The sequence below is a fragment of the Ensifer sp. MJa1 genome (assembly GCF_037026475.1).
Classification (GTDB): Bacteria; Pseudomonadota; Alphaproteobacteria; order Rhizobiales; family Rhizobiaceae; genus Ensifer.
In genome coordinates this window covers 45,494-64,158 of sequence record NZ_JAKUMO010000019.1, presented here as the reverse complement: position 1 = coordinate 64,158, position 18,665 = coordinate 45,494, and the positions used below count along the sequence as shown (strand labels likewise).

The window sequence follows — 18,665 nt, the reverse complement described above, 5'->3', positions numbered from 1 at the left end:
TATTTGGAGGGGACGGTGATGCGTGAGACTGATTTCGTCAGTGGATTTGCCCGCGGGCTGACGGTGATCGAGGCCTTCGACGAAACACGTCCGAAGCTGTCGATCGCCGAGGCATCGAAGATCACCGGCCTCGACCGGGCGACGGTCAGGCGTTCGCTGTTGACGCTTTCCGAGCTTGGCTATGCCGACTACGACGGCAAGTTCTTCGCGCTAACGCCAAAGATCTTGCGGCTCGGCCATGCCTATCTGTCGGCAACGCCGCTGCCGACGATCATCCAGCCCTATCTCGATCAGCTTTCGGAGCGCGCCGGGCAGAGCGCTTCGGCCTCGGTGCTTGATGGCACCGAAATCGTCTATATAGCGCGTGCCTCGCAAAAACGGGTCATGTCGATCAACCTGACGACCGGTTCGCGGCTACCTGCCTATTGCGCCTCCATGGGGCGCGTGTGGCTTGCGGCATTGCCGGAGCAGGAGGCGCGCGAAATCCTGTCGCGCTCGACCCTGAAGGCGAACACGCCTTATACGAAGACCGACCCGGACGTACTGATCGCCGAGTTTCGCTGCGTGCGTGAGCAGGGCTATGCTCTCATCGATCAGGAGCTGGAACTCGGCCTCTGCTCGATCGCCGTGCCGCTCGAAAACGACCGCGGGCGGATCATTGCCGCAATTAATATCGGTGCGCCAGCGGCGCATGTGCCGGCGGCGGAGATGGTGGAGCGCTACCTGCCGCTGCTGAAGGAAACGCAGGGCGCTCTGCGGTTAGTGTTGAGATGACAACCTTGCGCCCCCGCGCTTGACGTTGCGGAACGGCGCCCTTCTTATTCCGCTTGGTGAGTGAATTGGGGCTGGGGAGCAAAGTTCATGAGCGACGAGAAGCATCCACCGGAACTCAAACTGACGACGACGAAACGACGCTGGGCTGCGGATGGAAAGTTCCTGACCGGACGGATCGCGCGTCCGCAGGAGGAGCGTCTGCCGCCCGGACAGCACCTGGTGAAGGACTGGCCCGTGCTCGATCTCGGGCAGCAACCTGTGATCCGGACGGAGAACTGGCGCCTCGACATTTCGGGTCACGTTGAGCATCCCCTCTCGCTCGGCTGGGCCGGCTTCAAGGCGCTGCCGCAGAGCGACCGTCTCTCCGACATGCATTGCGTCACCACCTGGTCGCGCTATGACAACCACTGGCAAGGCGTGGCGGTGCGCGATCTGCTCGACCAGGTGATGCCGAAGCCCGAGGCGAGCCATGTGCTGCTGACGAGCTACGACGGCTACACCACCAACATGCCGCTTGCGGATTTCGCCTCCGAGGACGCGATTCTTGCAACCGACTGGGAGGGCCAGCCGATCAGCCGCACCCATGGCGGGCCGATGCGCCTCGTCGTTCCGCATCTCTATCTCTGGAAGAGCGCCAAGTGGCTGACACGCATCGATTTTCGCGCCGGCGACATGGCCGGCTTCTGGGAGCGGAACGGCTACCATATGCGCGGCGATCCCTGGCGCGAGGAGCGCTATTCGGGCGACTGACGGCGGATTCGAGTGAGCGCTCGCTGGTGCCCGGCGGATCCAGGAGCGATTGCAGTCCTGCCAACTGATAGCGCCAGAAGAGTGCAGTCGCTGCCTGAATGGACGGTCCGTCAGCGTAGGCGCCGAGCGTATCGGCGATGGTGTCGATCATTCGGGTGAAGGTGCGTGCGAGCATGAAGCGCATCAATGGGGTGAGCGCTTCCTGGCAGCTCGTATCGACTACATATCGTGAGCCGAGCCGAACCATCTCCAGGATCATCAGTTCCCGAACATGGGCGTAGCGTGTGCCTTCGGCGCCGCGAAGCATGATCAGCACCACAAGCCGCAGTTCGCGCACGCGGGCGCGCAGCAACCGCGGAAGTTGCGCTGCGCGCGTCGGCGTGACGATCTCGTAAAAGAGCGCCTCCTTGTCGGTGACGTATTTGTAGATATTGCTCGAAGTGGTCCCGGCCAGTTGCGCCATGTCGAGCAGCTTCGCCCGTTCGAAGCCTTGTTCCGCAAACACGGCCGCTGCCGCAGCAAGGATGCGCTCGCGCATCTCCTCTTTGAGGCGCTGAGGCATGAGAGCCTTTCTGCAAGCTCGGTGAGTCGAGGCTGCCAGGGTGCGGCCTCTTCCAGTTGAAACGCAAGCGAGAAGAGCAGGGCGTCCTCGCCAGTTCCCGCGGCGAAATGGCAGCCGACCGGCAGGCCTTCCTTTGACCAGAAGAGCAGGACCGACATCGCCGGCCATCCGGCAAAGGACGCAACATTGGTGAAGCCGGCGAGGCATTCAGTGAAGGCGATGAGGTGATCGGGGTCCTCAGTCGGCTCCTGTTGCGCGAGCGGGAATGCGACGAAAGGGACGGTTGGCGAAAAGAGCACATCGAAGGAAGCGATCCTCCGGTTTGCGCTTTCCTCGGCGATGAACATTGCCTTGATGGCCTCGCTCACCGAGGATGCCGGCAACTCTCTCGCACGCCGGACGAGTTCAAACCGTATAGGGCTCGAACAGCTTTTCCTCAAAGGCAGCGCCCATCATGCCGGAGAGCTGGTCGAACAGGCCGCCAAGGGCGACACCCGTCAGCGCGAAAAAAGCGCGGCTCGTTTCGCGCGCGTCGACCGCTGGTCCCTGGCATTCGACCACGTTGTGGCCGAGTGCCTCGCAGAGAGTGACAGCGGTATCCAGCGCGTCTTTTGCCGCTGCCGAGACGCCGTGTCCAAAGGCGTCGCGGCGATAGATGCCAATGCGCAACGGCCTTTGCGCATCCGTTCGTCATCAATGGTTGGTTGCCCCTGGCGCTGACGGTTGCATCCTCCGATCGCCCGCAATGCTCGTGCAATCGATCGCCAGCAAGGCTCGTCGCAATGGTTCAAGCAAGGACGTCGACGATGCGACTGGCGGTTTTACCAATGTGGCTGGTTTTGTTCGGCGCGGGATCGCGGCAGGCTGACGAGCAAGGGTTGTGGATTGCGGGCAATCCGCATCGGACCGTTCAGCAACTGTACGATCCCTGTCGTGATGGTCGGCTAAGTGATGGAGAACCACGAACCTGCGCCGAGATCAGGCGCATGTACGGGCGTTACGGGGGGCGTGGGTTCGAAGAGGACTATCGCCTCGACGCCTGTTCCTATGGGCGGATCAGCAATGGCCGCGCGCGGACGTGCAGGGAACTGCTGGATTGCATGGAGCGCCGTTGATGGTTGCAGAACATGAAAACGCCGTGTCGAAGACCCAGGAACCGTTCAGGAGGCTGCTGCGCTATCTGTCCTGGCCGCTGGTGTTCTTCCTGGGACTGCTCGGGTCGTCCTTTGCGTTCGCAAGCGCCCATCCGATGCTTGCTTTTGCGGCCGTTTATGCCGCCGCGGTCTTTGGTCTCTATGTTCTCGAACGGTATATCCCCTACGAGAAGCTCTGGCTTCAGTCTGATGGCGAGACCGTGAATGACATCGGCCACACGCTCACGACGAAGGGGTTGCTGCACCTCGCCGGCCTGATCGCCGTTGTCTTTCCGATGTATGCGGCGAACATTCTGCAGCCGCTCGCCGCTTTCCAGTTCAGCATCTGGCCTTCGGCCTGGCCGATGCCGGTACAGGTTGCGCTGGGGGTGGTGATTGCCGAATTCGGCCTTTACTGGTCACATCGAATTGCCCATGAGCGGCTGTTTTTCTGGCGTTTCCACGCGCTGCACCACAGCGTCACCAGGCTCTGGGTGATCAATACCGGCCGATTTCATGTCGCCGATTCCCTGTTCAAGGTCGCCATGAGCCAGGTGCCGCTTTATTGCCTCGGTGCGCCGCTGCCGGTCTTCTGGTGGCTCGGGGCCGTCAGCGCGTTCATCGGCATTCTCACCCACTGCAACGTCGATATGAGAACAGGCCTGTTCGATTTCGTCTTCAGCACCCCGCGGCTCCATCGCTGGCATCACTCGAAAGACCTTCGCGAAGGCAACATGAACTATGGCGAAAACGTCGTCGTCTGGGATCTGCTGTTCGGTACCTACTACAATCCCGACCGGCCATCCTCGACCGATATCGGCATCAAGGGTGAGATTGCCGAGGGGTTTTTGAAACAGTTGGCGCAGCCCTTCACCAAAGAGGGCGTGCGTCAGATCCTCGGACGCACCAAGCGAAGCTCGTGATTGAGCCGTGCCCGATCGTCAAACCGGGCACGGCAGAGTGGTCAGGACGCAAAGGCCGGTTTGCGGGCGCCGATCCTTAGGACGTAATAGGTCGACCCGCCGATGGCGACGCCGAAGAACCAGCCATAGGTACCCCACCAGCTCGGAAGAATGTTGGTGAAGGTCGGCAGGATCGAAGAGAACAGCGCGCCGATCGCAAAGGCGATGAAGGCGTTGCCGTGCCACCCGCCCTGGAAGCGGAATTCACCATCCTCGTGGTAGAGCGCCTCGACGTTGAGCTGCGTCTTCCGGATCAGATAGTAATCCACCATCATCACCCCGAAGATCGGCCCCATGGTCGAGCCGATGAAGTTGACGAAATGCGCGGCCCCCGTTTCCCACGGCGCGAAGGGGTAGAGGATCAGCGCAATCAGGGCGGCGATGTAGCCGCCACGCTTGAAGTTGATCTGCCGGGGAAAGACGTTGGCGAAGTCGAAGGCGGGCGAGACGAAGTTTGCCACCACGTTGATACCGAGCGTCGCCACCGCAAAGGTGAGTGCCGCAAGCAAGGCCAGGAACCAGCTGTCGAACTTCGCCGAGATCTGGTCCGGATGCAGCAGCACTTCGCCGTAGACGGCAAATGCCGCCGTCGTCGTCACGCCGGCAACGAGGCAGAAGGCGAGCAGGTTGATCGGCAAGCCTCAGAGATTGCCCTTTGAGTCGTTGCAAAAGTGTTTTTGGATTGTATACAATTTCGCGAAGGGCTTGCGGGTCAACCGCCGCGATGCAGCGCGGGAGGCGTATTGTCTTATGCGCCGAGCCGCTCGCGTTCGGCCAGCCGCCAGGCGCGGGGCGTCATGCCGGTCTGGCGCAGGAAAAAACGGGAAAAGTAGGCAGGGTCGGAAAACCCGAGGCGAAAGCTGATTTCCTGCACGCTGGCGCGGGTGAAAACGAGCTCGCGCCTGGCTTCGCCGACAAGCTTTCTCGAGATCATATCGTGGGCACTAAGGCCCGTGACGGCGCGGGTGATGCGGTTGAGGTGGGTAAGCGACAGGCCGAGTTCGCGGGCATAGGCAGCCGCCGGCCAATGCGAGCGGTGGTGCTGTTGCAGGAGGGCCAAGAAGCGCTGGACCCTTTGTTCGCTATCGCTGTCGGCGGCATCATCCCGGCCGTCTCCCGCCTCGTCGAGGCGCGCCGTCAGCGTCAGGACGGTCGTCAGATAGGCATCCAGTAAATCGGTGCGATTGCTGCGGTTGGCTTCCCATTCGGCAGCCAGGCGCGCAAGCGTCGCGGCAACATAGCGTGCGTCCTCGCTGCCATCGAGTGGGGTGAGCCGTGGCGTCGCCATCCATGTGCCGAGCCGGCTGCGTTCGCCCGGCAACACCTTCAAGTGCGAGGCAAGGATGGTGAAGACGAAGCCGTCGATGTCGCGGGAGAAGCGGAAGCCGTGGCCGAGCGCCGGCGGAACCGTGATGACGACAGGCGCTTCGATCGTGTGCACCGCATTGCCGAACACGGCATCTCCGGAGCCTGCGGCAATGTACAAGATCTGAAAGAAGCTTTCGTGCCGGTGCAGGCCGATTTCCCAATGGTAGAGGCTGCTTCTTGATGGAATGGTCTCGCAATGCAGCCAAAAATCCGGCCGTTCTCCGGTCTTTTCGCCGTAGAGTTCGTAGGTCGGAACCGACTTCTTCATGTCGAATATTCGTGAGGCATGTTCGATTTGTGCAATTTCTTGGGCGATTTGTCCATTGAGGGCGGGGTCTGCCGCGCGCAGATTTGTCAAAAGGCAAGTTCTGGAGGAGTTCATGCGCACCAAGGTGGTTATCATCGGCTCGGGTCCGTCGGGGCTTCTGCTTGGGCAATTGCTGAGCGAAGCCGGGATCGACAACGTCATCCTCGATCGCGTGAGCAAGGACTACATCCTCGGTCGGGTGCGTGCCGGTGTGCTGGAAGAGGGCACGGTCGGTCTGATGGACCGCGCCAAGGCCGGCGAACGCATGCACAGGGAAGGCCTGCCGCATGACGGCTTCTCGCTTGCCTTCGACGGCCGCGATCATCGCATCGACCTGTTGCACCTGACCGGCGGCAAACGCGTGATGGTCTACGGCCAGACGGAGCTGACGCGCGACCTGATGGAGCATCGCGAGCGCTCCGGAGCAACGTCGGTTTATGAGGCTGGCCATGTCGAACCGCACGATTTCGACGGCCAGCAGCCCTGTGTCACCTACGAGAAGGATGGGGTGAGCCATCGCATCGACTGCGATTTCATCGCCGGCTGCGATGGTTTTCACGGCATCAGTCGCAAGTCGCTGCCTGAGAAGGCCCTGCGCACCTTTGAAAAGGTCTATCCCTTCGGATGGCTCGGTATCCTGGCTGACGTGCCGCCAGTCGATCATGAGCTGATCTATGCCAACCATCCCCGGGGCTTCGCGCTTTGCTCGATGCGCTCGATGACCCGCAGCCGCTACTACATTCAGTGCGCTTCGACCGAGAGGATCGAGGATTGGTCCGATGAGCGGTTCTGGGACGAATTGCGGCGCCGGTTGCCGGAGCACCACGCGGAAGCGATGGTCACGGGGCCTTCCTTCGAAAAATCGATCGCGCCGCTTCGCTCCTTCGTCGCCGAGCCGATGCGGTTCGGCCGGCTTTTCCTGGTCGGCGACGCGGCCCATATCGTTCCGCCCACCGGCGCGAAAGGGCTCAACCTCGCCGCCAGCGACGTGCACTACCTGTTCGAGGGTTTGGTCGAGCACTACCAGGACCGCTCGTATGCCGGTGTCGATGCCTATTCGCAGCGCGCTCTCGCCCGTGTGTGGAAGGCCGTTCGCTTTTCCTGGTGGATGACGACCATGTTGCACCGCTTTCCCGAGAGCGGCGATTTCGACCAGCGGATCCAGGAAGCCGAACTCGACTATCTCACGCATTCGATCGCTGCCGAGACGGCACTTGCAGAGAACTATGTCGGGCTGCCGTTCTAGAGTGCGGTGCGTTCATGTGAACGCACGAGGATACTCTATCTAGTCGCTCGACGCGGCCCATTCGCTCCTGAGCAGGCCGTAGATCGCGGTATCCCATCTGGTGTCGCCGACTTTGACCGAGGAGCGGCGCACGCCTTCCTCGCGAAAGCCGAGGTTGTGATAGGTGCGGATCGCCGCCTCGTTGAAGGTGTAGACATTGAGTTCCAACCGCTCGAAGGCAGGATTGGTGAAAAACCGGTCTACCACCTCGCGCAGGAAGGGCTTGGCGAGCCCGCGGCCGCGCACCTGAGAATTGATGGCGACGCGGCTGAGGCGGCCGACGCCGTTTTGCCAATCGAGCGCCACTTGCGCATGACCGGCGAGCTTGCTGCTGGCAAGGCCCGCAAACATCCACCGCGCCGGCTCGGCCGTCTCTGTCTCCGCCAACATGGCTTCGAGATGCGCGACCTTCAGCGGAAAGGAAAGGCCGGGGCCGCCCCATTGCACCACGGCGCCGACGTCGGCGAACCAATCGAGCATCTCGGGAACGTGTCTTCTGGAAAAAGTTTCAACGGTCAGGTCGATTAGCGGCATTGGTTTTCCATCGGATCGGGCTCCGCCAGCTCGGCCGCGAGCGTCGGGTCTTTAAAGGCTGTCGCGGCACGACGTGCCATGGTCACAGTTTGGAGGTCACGCCGGCCGCGGCCTCGCGAATGGTCTGCATCAGGATTGATAATGCCGGCGACGGGCTGGCGTCGGCGCGCATGGTCAGGCCAACCGGCCCCTTGGTCTCACTGGTATCGATCGGCAGGATCGCGAGCGTTCCATCATCGACGTCGCTGGCGACGACGCCGGTCGAAATGATCCAGACCGCATCGCTTGCCCTGACGAAAGCGCGACCGAAGGCGTCCGAGACGGTCTCGATCTGGTTCGGCAGGCTGGCGATCCCGTTGGTGATCAGGAAGCGCTCGACAAAGGGGCGGATGATCGAGGCGCGTGTCGGCATCAGCACCGGGAAGTCGGCAAGCCGCGCGAAGACGGAATGTCCGCCACTCAACAGCGGGTGCCCGGCCCTGACGGCAAAGACCACCTGTTCGGAATAGAGATGCTCGAAGGAGAAGCCGGTCATCTTTTCCGGTGCTGCCAGGCGCCCGACCACGAGGTCAAGGTCACCGACCCGCAATTGTTCAAGCAGGATGGCATTTTCGCCGGTGACGATCTTGATGCGGGCCCCGGTGTCCTCTTTGAGGAACAGGGTCATGGCACGCGGCATGATCCTTGTCGAGACGGTCGGCAGCGCACCGACGCGCACCGGAACGCCGTCGCCGTCGCGCTCTTGCGAGACGGAATCGAGCCCTTGCCTGAGCGCCGTCAGCGCCGCGCCGGCATGGCGCAGGAAGACTTCGCCGTAGCGGGTGATCTTGATGCCGCGTCCGTCCCGTTCGAAGACCGCGACACCCAGCACCTGCTCAAGCTCGCGGATCGTCTTGGTCACCGCCGGCTGGCTGACATGCAAGAGCTCCGCCGCCTTCATCACGCTCTTCTGCCGGGAGACCTCGACAAATGTCTGCAGATGGCGAAACTTGATCCGGGCATCGATCATGGAATTCATAACCTTGGAGTTAATGAAAGGCCGTGAAATATCATTTTACCTAACCAGATTAAATATACAATTTGGTGAGGAGGAGAGAGCCCGTGCAGTTTGCCCGCATCAACGACATCGCGATCCACTACCAGGTGATCGGCGCGACCGGTGACCGGCCGGTGCTGGTCTTTGCCAATTCGCTCGGTACCGATTTTCGCATCTGGCGCGACGTCGTCGTCCGGCTGGCCGGGGACTATGCGATCGTCCTCTATGACAAGCGCGGCCACGGACTTTCCGATATTGGCCCGGTTCCCTATGCAATCGAGGATCATGCCAACGACCTGGCCGGTCTGCTCGACATGTTGTCGGTCAAGCAGGCGATCATCTGCGGCCTGTCCGTCGGCGGGCTGATCGCGCAGTCGCTCTATCAGCGCCGCCCGGATCTCGTGCGGGCCCTTGTGCTCTTGGACACCGCGCACAAGATCGGCACGGCCGAGATGTGGGCGGCACGGATCGCGGCGATTGAAGAACATGGCATCGACGGGATTGCCGATGGCGTGCTCGAGCGCTGGTTTACGCCGGCGTTCCGGCGTCCGGAAAACACTGCCCTTGCCGGTTATCGCAACATGCTGATCCGCCAGCCGGTCACCGGCTACATCGCCACTTGCGCTGCCATACGCGACGCCGACTATACCGAGGCGGCGACACGGATCTCGGTGCCGACGCTCTGCGTCGTCGGTGACCAGGACGGCTCGACGCCACCCGATGTGGTGCTGGCGACCGCCCGGCTCATTCCAGGCGCCCGTTATGAGGTCATCCGAGACGCTGGTCATATTCCCTGTGTCGAGAACCCGCAGGCGTTGACGGCGGTGCTCCGCGCCTTCTTCGAAATCGCAATGCATGGAGACAAGACCCATGAATGACGCCCCTGTGCCCTCAGACCGTTATCGCCAGGGCATGGCCACGCGGCGAACCGTGCTCGGCAACGATCACGTGGACCGGGCGCAGTCCGCCTCGACCGACTTCGACCTGCCGTTCCAGGAACTGATCACCGAGGCGGCCTGGGGCCATGTCTGGTCGCGGCCGACCTGGACCAAGCGCGAGCGCTCGATCGTCACGATCGCGCTTCTGGCTGCGCTTGGCCAGGACGATGAGGTGGCGATGCATGTGCGCGCAACAGTCAACACCGGCGCCAGCCGCGACGATGTCTGCGAGGCGCTCTTGCATGTGGCGATCTATGCCGGCGTGCCGGCTGCCAACCATGCGATCAAGATCGCCAAGCAGGTCTTTGCCGAGATCGATGCCGGCAAGGCGGCCTGAGGGGAGAACACGATGTCCGACAGAACGAACGGCAGGCCGGAAACCGGCGCCTTTTTCCCGCGCGACCGCGGGTGGCACGCGCCTGCGCTGACGCCGGGTTACAAGACCTCGGTGCTGCGCTCGCCGCAGAAGGCGCTGCTTTCGCTCGATGGCACGATTTCGGAAATTACCGGGCCGGTCTTTGGTCATTCTGTTATCGGCGAGCTCGACAACGACCTGATCCACAATTTTGCGCGCGCCGGCGAAAGCGCCATTGGTGAGCGTATCATCGTCCATGGTCGCGTGCTTGACGAGCGCGACCGCGCGGTGCCGGGCGCGCTGCTTGAATTCTGGCAGGCGAACGCCGGTGGTCGCTATCGCCACAAGAAGGAAAGCTATCTCGCCCCGCTCGATCCGAATTTCGGCGGCTGCGGCCGGACGATCACCGATGAGGAGGGCTTTTATTCCTTCCGCACGATCAAGCCCGGTCCCTATCCCTGGCCGAACGGCGTCAACGACTGGCGCCCGGCTCATATCCACTTCTCGGTCTTCGGCCATGGTTTCGCTCAACGGCTGATCACCCAGATGTATTTCGAGGGCGACCCGATGATCTGGAAGTGTCCGATCGTCAACACGATCCCGGATCGGCAGGCGATCGAGCAATTGATCGCGCCACTCGACTGGGCAAACACGATCCCCTTCGACGCCCGCGCCTACAAGTTCGACATCGTGTTGCGTGGCCGCCGCTCGACGATGTTCGAGAACAGGCTGGAGGGCAACTGATGGTGCAGCCGCTGAACTCCTTGAAGGAAACGCCGTCGCAGACGGCAGGCCCTTACGTGCATATCGGCCTGACACCGAACTTCTGCGGCATTGGCGGCGTCTACGCAGCCGACCTCGGATCGCGGATGGTGAACGATCAGACGAAAGGGCAGCGCATCACCGTTACCGGCCGCGTGATCGACGGCGCCGGCGCGCCGCTGAAAGACGCGCTCGTCGAGATCTGGCAGGCCGATGCTGCCGGCCTTTACAATTCGCCGACCGAAATTCGTGGCTCCGCTGACCCGAACTTTCCCGGATGGGGGCGCTGTGCGACCGGTGCCGAGGATGGTGTATTCACGTTCGAGACGGTGAAGCCGGGGACTGTGCCATATAGCCGTGACCGGCAGATGGCGCCGCACATCAGCTTTTGGATCGTGGCGCGCGGCATCAATGTCGGGCTGCAGACGCGCATGTACTTCCCCGACGAGGTGGAGGCCAATGCCGCGGATCCGCTGCTCATGCGGATAGAGCATCGGCATCGTGTGGCAACGCTTGTCGCGACCGGCGCCGCTCCTAATTATGTCTTCGACATTCACCTGCAAGGTGAGAAGGAAACGGTCTTCCTCGACATCTGAACAGGAGTGTCACGTCTGGATGCGGACGTCGGACAAGGCCGGCTCCGTTCCAGCGAGAGGTGGCATTTCGTTCGGCAAAGCCGGTATCGGCTAGAAGCAACGGGGGAACCATGACCTATTCCGCCTTCGATCATCCCTATCTGTCCGGGCTGTTGGGTGACGAGGCTGTCGCCGCCGAATTCTCGGCCTCAGCCGATATTCATGCGATGCTGGCCTTCGAGGCGGCGCTCGCGCGCGCCGAAGCGATCCACGGCGTCATTCCGGAAAGTGCGGCCAACCGAATTACCGAGGCGTGCCGGGCGTTCTCGCCCGACGTCATTGCGCTCAAGCGTGCCATGGGCGTAGACGGCGTGGTCGTGCCAGATCTCGTTCGCCAACTGCGCGCTTCTGTCGGCGGCGAGGCTCAGCAATACGTGCACTACGGCGCTACCAGCCAGGACGTCATCGATACCAGCCTGATGCTCAGGATGAAGGCGGTCGCCGAACTGTTTGCCGTGCGCCTCGGCAATGTCGTCGCCGTGCTCGAGGAGTGTGATGGTGCGTGGGGCGATTGGTCGCTGACCGGGCGCACCCGCATGCAGGCGGCAATCCCGATCACCGTGTCCGATCGGCTGCGCAGCTGGATCGAGCCGTTGCTCGATCACAAGGATCGGCTCGAGGCGATGGACCGCGATCTCTTCGCCGTCCAGTTCGGAGGAGCGGCCGGAACGCTCGAGAAGCTGAAGGACAGGGCAGACGACGTGCGCGCCACGCTTGCCGAAGAGCTGGAGCTCGCCGATTTTCCGCAATGGCACAGCCAGCGTTCCGAGGTGGCCGACTTTGCCAATGCTCTGTCGCTCGTCACCGGCAGCCTTGGCAAGTTCGGCCAGGACATCGCGCTGATGGCGCAGCTCGGCGACGAGATCGAGCTTGCCGGCGGTGGCGGTTCCTCGGCGATGCCGCACAAGCAGAACCCGGTCGCCGCCGAAGTCCTGGTCTCGCTGGCCCGCTTCAACGCCACCCAGCTTTCCGGCATGCACCACGCATTGGTGCATGAGCAGGAGCGCTCCGGTGCCGCCTGGACACTCGAATGGCTGATCATGCCGCAGATGGCCGGCGCAACGGCTGCGGCACTGCGCCTGGCGGCCGAGCTTGCAAGCAACATCCGTCGGCTCGGCAGCCTCTGACATCCACTCTTTGCCGCCATGCCTGGTGTAATGGCCCCCGGAAGCTTCGCCTTCCAGGGGCGCAAGGAACGCGCTTCTCTTGCGCCGCGGTCGATCAGCGCGTTGCGCGCAACATGGATCGGTAGCGGATCTGGCTGTTCTTGAGGTGTTGGCGCATGGCGATGCGTGCCTGCTCCTCATTTCCATCCTGGATCGCGATCAGGATCGCCTCGTGTTCGGATACCAGCCGGGTGAGATCGGCGCTTGCCAGTACGGTTTCTTCACCGGTTTCCGAAACCGCGCGGCGGGGAATGAGCGCCGGACCCAGCATCTTCAGGAACTCGCTGAAACGCGGATTGTTGGTCGCCTCGGCAATGGCAAGGTGAAAGTTGAAATCGGCTTCTGCCGTCGGCCGCCCCTCGGCGGCACTCGCGCAGAAGGTGTCGAACGCCTCGGCGATCTTTTCTTCCTGTGCCGGCGAACGGCGAAGGGCGGCGAGCGCAGCGGCGTCCCCTTCGACCGCGGTTCGAAGTTCCAGCATTTCGATCAGGGACGAGACGCGCGCGAGGTCGACGCCATGAAACGGGTGCCGCTCCGTAGGCGCGGGTTCCAGCACGAAAACGCCGATGCCGTGTCTCGCCTCGACAAGCCCTCCGGAGCGCAAGGCGGCGATCGCCTCGCGCACCACGGTGCGGCTGACGCCGAACTCCTGGGTCAGTTGTGCTTCCGAAGGCAGGCGGTCGCCCGGCTTGTAATGTCCAGCGGCTATCTGGCTGCTCAGCGCATCCGTCATCTTGGCGACCAGCGTCTTGCCTTGCGGAGCGGTGGTATCGGATGCGGTCGCGTTCGTCATGGATATGGCCGTTTCTGGAACTGGGGTGGCTTCTGGATACGCCATTGCCGGTCAATAGTACAATCCGCAGGCAAGGCGCGTGCCGATGTGGTCAATCCGTGAAGATGGGGTCGTCGACGAAGGCTCCGCCCTGAAAACGTACCAGCGAGTCGCTCGGGTCTGGTTTCGGGGTGTTGGCCGCAATCTTCGCGCGGAAGACCTCCGCATTGTCTTTCGGTCGCCAGCCGAGCCAGCCCAGGTGGGAATTGTCCCACCAGCCTGCGGTGTTGGCGGAGGCTCCCCAGATGACCGGGCAGCCGAGAACCGGGACCCGAAACACCGTTTTGGTCAGGGCGACGAAGTCGTCGTGCGAAAGCCACGTGGAGAGCATGCGGTAGTTGACCGGTTCGGGCGTGCAGGAGCCGATGCGCACCATCGCGGTCTCCTGGCCGAATTTTTCGAAGTACATGCGGGCGAGCGCTTCACCGAAGCACTTGGAGACACCGTAAAGACCGTCGGGTCGGTACGGGGCTTCCGGTCCAAGCCGTTCGTTTTGCGGATAGAAGCCGATCGTGTGGTTGGTGCTGGCAAACAGAATGCGCGGGTGGCCGTTGGCGCGCGCCGCTTCATAGAGATTGTAGAGCCCGACAATATTGCCGCCGACGATTTCGGAGAACGGACGTTCGACCGATATGCCGCCAAGATGCACGATCGCATCGCAGCCGGCCACGAGTTCATGAACGGCCGCCGCATCGGCGAGGTCACATTGAACGCACTCTTCATTGGTGTCAGGCGGGTCGATCGGCGAACGGTCGCTCAGCCGGATCGTCGTCGCCAGCGGTGCGAGCCGCTTGCGCATCACCCGGCCGAGTTGGCCCGCCGCGCCGGTGATCAGAAGTCGCTTCATTCTCGTTCCCCCTGGAAGACCTGACGTCGCACCGATGGAATCCGGGCGGAGGTCAGTCACATCATACAATGATCGCTAACATATATTATGTCTAAGACGCAAGACGCGCTAGGCGAAACGGTGACCGCTCGCAGTGCGACCGTTCGTGGTTTCCACGGAGACGCGCAAATGCCGCAAAATGCAGCCTCTAAGGCGTGCTTTCTGACGTTGTATTACAACATGTATTATGAGCTATTGACATGCGCATGACGACTTGCTTAGTAATGAGCATCGAGTTTGAGGGAGGGCTTGCACGAAATGACGCCTGAGCAGATCAAGGCCGCGCTTGGATCGGGCCTGCTTTCCTTCCCGGTGACGCATTTCGATGCCGAAGGCCGCTTCGCGCCGGAGAGCTACAAGGCGCATGTCGAATGGTTGGCCGGCTACAAGGCGCCGGTGCTGTTTGCGGCCGGCGGGACCGGTGAGTTCTTCTCGCTGAAGCCGGATGAAATTCCCGGCATCGTCCGAGCCGCCAAGGAAGTCGCCGGCGATACGGCCATCGTATCGGGCTGCGGCTACGGGACCGAGATCGCCATCGATATCGCCCGCTCGGTCGAAAAGGTCGGCGCGGATGGCATCCTGCTTCTGCCGCACTATCTGATCGACGCGCCGCAGGAAGGCCTCTACCACCATGTGAAGAAGATCTGCCAGTCGGTCGGCATCGGCGTCATGGTCTACAACCGCGACAACGCGGTGCTGCAGGCCGACACGCTCGCCCGGCTTTGCGACGAATGCCCGAACCTGACCGGCTTCAAGGACGGCACCGGCGATATCGGCCTCGTGCGCCAGGTTACCGCCAAGATGGGCGACCGGCTGATGTATCTCGGCGGCATGCCGACGGCGGAACTGTTTGCCGAGGCCTATCTCGGCGCCGGCTTCACCACCTATTCGTCTGCCGTCTTCAACTTCGTGCCTGGCCTTGCCAACGAATTCTACGCGGCCCTTCGCGGCGGCGATCGTGCCACCTGCGAGCGTATTCTCAACGACTTCTTCTATCCGTTCATGGCGATCCGCAACCGGGCCAAAGGCTATGCAGTGTCGGCGATCAAGGCCGGCGTGCGGCTGCAGGGCTTCAAGGCCGGTCCGGTGCGCAGCCCGCTCACGGACCTGACGGGCGCCGAGGTCGAGATGCTCGACGCGCTCATCGGCAGCCACAAGCGCAAAGCGTGAGCGGGGAGAAATAAGACCAATGAAGATCGTTGCCGTCCGCACCCACCTCCTCGAGCATCGGCTGGCGGTGCCGTTCGAAAGCGCCTCGATGCGCTTCGACCGTCGCGCGCATGTGCTGGTCGAGATCGAATGCGACGACGGGACGGTCGGTTGGGGGGAATGCCTCGGCCCGGCGGGGCCGAATGCGGCGGTGGTCGCGGCCTATTCTCCCTGGCTGATCGGCCAGGATCCGCGCCAAACGGAAAAGCTCTGGGCAATCCTCTACAATGCGCTGCGCGACCAGGGCCAGCGCGGCCTCGCGATTACCGCCCTTTCCGGCATCGACATCGCGCTCTGGGATATCAAGGGCAAACACTACGGTGCGTCGGTTTCGATGTTGCTCGGCGGCCGCTGGCGCGACAGTGTGCGCGCCTATGCGACCGGCAGTTTCAAGCGTGATGGCGTCGACCGCGTTTCCGACAATGCGATGGAGATGGCGGAGCGCCGGGCGCAAGGCTTTCACGCCTGCAAGATCAAGATCGGCTTTGGCATCGACGAAGACCTGCTTGTCATCCGCGCCGTGCGTGAGGCGATCGGCGACGAGATGCGGCTGATGATCGACGCCAATCACGGCTATACCGTCACCGAAGCGATCCGGCTCGGCAAGGCGGCGGCGGACTACGATATCGACTGGTTCGAGGAGCCGGTGGTGCCGGAGCAGCTTTCTGCCTATCGCGAAGTCAGGGCCGGGCAACCGATCCCGGTTGCCGGCGGCGAGACCTGGCACAGCCGATACGGCATGTGGCCGGCGATCGAGAACCGCGCCGTCGACATCCTGCAGCCCGATCTTTGCGGCTGCGGCGGCTTTTCCGAAATGGCGAAGATCGCAAGCCTTGCGACGCTGCATGGCGTTCGCATCGTCCCGCATGTCTGGGGCACCGGCGTGCACCTTGCTGCAGCACTGCAATTCATGGCGGCGATGACGCCGGATCCGGTGCGGGTGAACCCGATCGAGCCGATCATGGAGTTCGATCGCACGGAAAACCCGTTCCGCCAGGCCGTGTTGAAAGCGCCGATCGAGGCCATCAACGGTAGCGTCGCCATTCCTGATGCGCCCGGTCTCGGCATCGAGATCAATCGCGACGCGCTCGCCGAGTTCAAGATGCCGGAGATCTCGAAATGATCGAGCGTACCCTCTGCGGCCGGGCACCTGAAATCCGCCTGCCGAAGGGGGCGGTCGATGCGCAGATGCATATGTATCTGCCCGGCTTCCCGTCGCTTCCCGGTGGCCCGCCCCTGCCGGCCGATCCGCTGCCGGATGCCGGCGCCTATCGCAAGGTGCTGGAATGGCTCGGCGTCGATCGCGTGATCATCACCCAAGGCAACGCCCACCAGAAGGACAACGCCAACACGCTCGCCTGCCTTGCCGAAATGGGCGACGTGGCGCGTGGTGTTGTGGTCATTGACGACACCACCTCGGATGCGGAATTGCAGCGGCTATCCAAGGCGGGCGTGGTCGGAGCGCGGATCATGGACCTGCCCGGCGGTGCTGTGAGGCTCGACGCGCTCGAGGCCGTCGACGCGCGGGCGCATGCCGCCGACTGGATGATCGCCGTTCAGTTCGACGGCAACCGGCTGCTCGATCATCTGTCACGGCTGGAGCGCGTCAAGTCGCGTTGGGTGCTTGACCACCATGGCAAGTTCTTCGCAGGCGTTGATCCGGATGGGCCGGAGCTCGCAGCGCTGTTGAAGCTGATCGATCGAGGCAACGTCTGGTTCAAGTTTGCCGGTGTTTACGAGAGTTCGCGGGACGGATGGCCCTATGAGGATGTGGCCGCCGTTTCGCGACAGATCGCCGAGCACGCCCCGGAACGCATCGTCTGGGGCAGCAACTGGCCTCACAACATGATCAGAACGACGGAAGACTATCCCGATGACGCGCGGCTCGCCGATCTCGTGCTTGGCTGGTTGCCAGGGGAGCGGGCGCGGCATCTGGCTCTCGTCGAAAACCCGGAACGCCTGTTCAAACTGCCGGCGCTGGCCGCGGCGTGACTTCGAGCCGCGGTGGGAGTTGCGAGGCCTCTCGCCGGATCCAGAGACATAAGGAATTCGCATGCCGGCCCGGACGGGCACAACGCGGCCTTGGGAGAGGCCGAAGAACGATCAGTGGAGGAGGAAAACATGAAGAAAATTGCAGGCATGCTTTGCGTCGCAATGGGGCTGGCGCTTGCCGGTACAGCGGCGCAGGCGCAGGAGATCACCCTGCGTTCGGCTGACATCCATCCGGACGGCTATCCGACGGTCGAAGCGGTCAAATACATGGGACAGTTGCTGTCCGAGCGCAGCAATGGCCGCATCAAGATCGAGGTCATGAACAACGGCGTGCTGGGGGGCGAGAAGGACACGATCGAGCAGACCCGCTTCGGCGTCATCGACATGAACCGCGTTAACGCCGCGCCGTTCAACAACCTCGTCAAGGAGACGATGGTCCTTGGCATGCCGTTCCTGTTCCGCTCGACCGAGCACATGCACCACACCGTCGACGGTCCGATCGGTGAGGAGGTCCTGGCCGCCTTCGAGCCACACGGCCTGGTCGGGCTTGCCTTCTACGATTCCGGTGCGCGCTCCTTCTACACCACCAAGAAGCCGATCGAGAATCTGGCCGATCTCCAGGGCCTGAAGATCCGCGTGCAGCAATCCGACCTCTGGATCGCGATGATGCAGGCCTTCGGCGCCAACCCGACGCCGATGCCGATGGGCGAGGTCTATTCCTCGCTTGAGACCGGTGTCGTCGATGGCGCCGAAAACAACTGGCCGTCCTACGAGTCTGCACGGCACTTCGAAGTGGCCAAGAACTATTCGCTGACCGAACACTCGCTCAATCCGGAAATCCTGGTGATCTCCAAGATGAGCTGGGACAAGCTTTCCCCTGATGACCAGGCCCTGATCCGTCAGGCGGCGAAGGATTCCGTTGGCAAGATGCGCGAACTGTGGAGCGCGCGCGAAAAAGTCTCGGAAGAGAAGGTTCGCGCCGCTGGCTCGAACGTCATCAAGGTCAACAAGGAAGAGTTCGCAGCCGCCATGGGGCCGGTCTACGACAAGTTCGTCAGCGACCCGAAGCTGAAGGACCTCCTCGAACGGGTGAAAGCGGTCAAGTGATGACAGGTGAAGGCCGGCTCCAGGATTGGAGCCGGCCTTCACGACTGTCGGCCCGACCGTTTTGGCAGAGGA

19 protein-coding genes and 3 pseudogenes are annotated in these 18,665 nt (G+C 62.5%); 13 read left to right on the top strand and 9 right to left on the bottom strand.

Annotated elements, in window-relative coordinates:
- Positions 1 to 18: 18 nt before the first annotated feature.
- Both MKZ91_RS22985 and MKZ91_RS22980 read left to right on the top strand, forming a co-directional pair.
- Positions 19 to 774: an IclR family transcriptional regulator gene (locus tag MKZ91_RS22985; protein ID WP_336173366.1), complete on the top strand. Its 756-nt coding sequence runs from the start codon at positions 19 to 21 to the stop codon at positions 772 to 774.
- Between the two features lie 87 nt (positions 775 to 861).
- Positions 862 to 1,524 (top strand): sulfite oxidase-like oxidoreductase, encoded by a 663-nt coding sequence (locus MKZ91_RS22980; protein ID WP_336173365.1) that lies wholly within the window; start codon positions 862 to 864, stop codon positions 1,522 to 1,524.
- Between the two features lie 400 nt (positions 1,525 to 1,924).
- Here the strand turns inward: MKZ91_RS22980 and MKZ91_RS31655 are convergent.
- From MKZ91_RS31655 to MKZ91_RS22975, 3 genes and pseudogenes are all read right to left on the bottom strand, one after another.
- A pseudogene (locus tag MKZ91_RS31655) lies at positions 1,925 to 2,062 on the bottom strand (TetR family transcriptional regulator); the annotation flags it as partial.
- A gap of 110 nt (positions 2,063 to 2,172) precedes the next feature.
- Positions 2,173 to 2,433, bottom strand: a pseudogene (locus MKZ91_RS31650) (amidase family protein); the annotation flags it as partial.
- A gap of 58 nt (positions 2,434 to 2,491) precedes the next feature.
- Complete coding sequence (locus MKZ91_RS22975) at positions 2,492 to 2,755, bottom strand: hypothetical protein (protein WP_336173364.1); 264 nt, start codon at positions 2,753 to 2,755, stop codon at positions 2,492 to 2,494.
- 445 nt (positions 2,756 to 3,200) lie between these two features.
- Here MKZ91_RS22975 and MKZ91_RS22970 point away from each other — a divergent pair, with 445 nt between their 5' ends.
- Complete coding sequence (locus MKZ91_RS22970; protein ID WP_336173363.1) at positions 3,201 to 4,142, top strand: sterol desaturase family protein; 942 nt, start codon at positions 3,201 to 3,203, stop codon at positions 4,140 to 4,142.
- 41 nt (positions 4,143 to 4,183) lie between these two features.
- On the opposite strand, the pseudogene MKZ91_RS22965 reads toward MKZ91_RS22970, so the two are convergent.
- Positions 4,184 to 4,822, bottom strand: a pseudogene (locus tag MKZ91_RS22965) (cytosine permease); the annotation flags it as partial.
- 107 nt (positions 4,823 to 4,929) lie between these two features.
- On the bottom strand, positions 4,930 to 5,817 hold the full coding sequence (locus MKZ91_RS22960) for a helix-turn-helix domain-containing protein (RefSeq protein WP_336173362.1): 888 nt from the start codon (positions 5,815 to 5,817) through the stop codon (positions 4,930 to 4,932).
- Positions 5,818 to 5,929: 112 nt separating this feature from the next.
- On the opposite strand from MKZ91_RS22960, the gene pobA reads away from it, so the two are divergent.
- Positions 5,930 to 7,102: a 4-hydroxybenzoate 3-monooxygenase gene (gene pobA, locus MKZ91_RS22955; RefSeq protein WP_336173361.1), complete on the top strand. Its 1,173-nt coding sequence runs from the start codon at positions 5,930 to 5,932 to the stop codon at positions 7,100 to 7,102.
- Positions 7,103 to 7,141: 39 nt separating this feature from the next.
- Here pobA and MKZ91_RS22950 read toward each other — a convergent pair whose 3' ends face one another.
- Positions 7,142 to 7,675: a GNAT family N-acetyltransferase gene (locus tag MKZ91_RS22950; protein ID WP_336173360.1), complete on the bottom strand. Its 534-nt coding sequence runs from the start codon at positions 7,673 to 7,675 to the stop codon at positions 7,142 to 7,144.
- An 82-nt stretch (positions 7,676 to 7,757) separates the two neighbouring features.
- Entirely contained in the window at positions 7,758 to 8,684 is a 927-nt protein-coding gene (pcaQ, locus tag MKZ91_RS22945) for a pca operon transcription factor PcaQ (RefSeq protein WP_336173359.1), read from the bottom strand.
- A 92-nt stretch (positions 8,685 to 8,776) separates the two neighbouring features.
- Between pcaQ and pcaD the strand changes: the two genes are divergently transcribed.
- The 5 genes from pcaD (at position 8,777) to MKZ91_RS22920 (ending at position 12,528) form a co-directional block, all read left to right on the top strand.
- Complete coding sequence (gene pcaD / locus MKZ91_RS22940) at positions 8,777 to 9,589, top strand: 3-oxoadipate enol-lactonase (RefSeq protein WP_336173358.1); 813 nt, start codon at positions 8,777 to 8,779, stop codon at positions 9,587 to 9,589.
- On the top strand, positions 9,582 to 9,986 hold the full coding sequence (gene pcaC, locus MKZ91_RS22935) for a 4-carboxymuconolactone decarboxylase (RefSeq protein ID WP_336173357.1): 405 nt from the start codon (positions 9,582 to 9,584) through the stop codon (positions 9,984 to 9,986). Before pcaD ends, pcaC begins: the two co-directional genes overlap by 8 nt.
- A gap of 12 nt (positions 9,987 to 9,998) precedes the next feature.
- The gene (pcaH, locus tag MKZ91_RS22930) at positions 9,999 to 10,748 is read left to right on the top strand and encodes a protocatechuate 3,4-dioxygenase subunit beta (RefSeq protein WP_336173356.1); all 750 of its coding nucleotides are present in this window, start codon (positions 9,999 to 10,001) and stop codon (positions 10,746 to 10,748) included.
- Entirely contained in the window at positions 10,748 to 11,362 is a 615-nt protein-coding gene (pcaG, locus tag MKZ91_RS22925; protein ID WP_336173355.1) for a protocatechuate 3,4-dioxygenase subunit alpha, read from the top strand. Before pcaH ends, pcaG begins: the two co-directional genes overlap by 1 nt.
- A gap of 110 nt (positions 11,363 to 11,472) precedes the next feature.
- Positions 11,473 to 12,528, top strand: coding sequence for a 3-carboxy-cis,cis-muconate cycloisomerase (locus MKZ91_RS22920; protein ID WP_336173354.1), 1,056 nt, complete (start codon positions 11,473 to 11,475; stop codon positions 12,526 to 12,528).
- 94 nt (positions 12,529 to 12,622) lie between these two features.
- On the opposite strand, the gene MKZ91_RS22915 is transcribed toward MKZ91_RS22920, so the two are convergent.
- Positions 12,623 to 13,360: a FadR/GntR family transcriptional regulator gene (locus MKZ91_RS22915; protein ID WP_336173353.1), complete on the bottom strand. Its 738-nt coding sequence runs from the start codon at positions 13,358 to 13,360 to the stop codon at positions 12,623 to 12,625.
- A 91-nt stretch (positions 13,361 to 13,451) separates the two neighbouring features.
- Complete coding sequence (locus MKZ91_RS22910) at positions 13,452 to 14,246, bottom strand: NAD-dependent epimerase/dehydratase family protein (protein WP_336173352.1); 795 nt, start codon at positions 14,244 to 14,246, stop codon at positions 13,452 to 13,454.
- 297 nt (positions 14,247 to 14,543) lie between these two features.
- On the opposite strand from MKZ91_RS22910, the gene kdgD reads away from it, so the two are divergent.
- The 4 genes from kdgD (at position 14,544) to MKZ91_RS22890 (ending at position 18,593) form a co-directional block, all read left to right on the top strand.
- A complete protein-coding gene (gene kdgD, locus MKZ91_RS22905) occupies positions 14,544 to 15,455 on the top strand; it encodes a 5-dehydro-4-deoxyglucarate dehydratase (protein ID WP_336173351.1) in 912 nt (303 codons plus the stop codon).
- 19 nt (positions 15,456 to 15,474) lie between these two features.
- Complete coding sequence (locus MKZ91_RS22900) at positions 15,475 to 16,617, top strand: mandelate racemase/muconate lactonizing enzyme family protein (protein WP_336173350.1); 1,143 nt, start codon at positions 15,475 to 15,477, stop codon at positions 16,615 to 16,617.
- Complete coding sequence (locus MKZ91_RS22895; protein ID WP_336173349.1) at positions 16,614 to 17,486, top strand: amidohydrolase family protein; 873 nt, start codon at positions 16,614 to 16,616, stop codon at positions 17,484 to 17,486. The genes MKZ91_RS22900 and MKZ91_RS22895 overlap by 4 nt, the downstream gene beginning before the upstream one ends.
- Positions 17,487 to 17,615: 129 nt before the next feature.
- Complete coding sequence (locus MKZ91_RS22890; RefSeq protein WP_336173348.1) at positions 17,616 to 18,593, top strand: TRAP transporter substrate-binding protein; 978 nt, start codon at positions 17,616 to 17,618, stop codon at positions 18,591 to 18,593.
- The last annotated feature ends 72 nt before the right edge of the window (positions 18,594 to 18,665 follow it).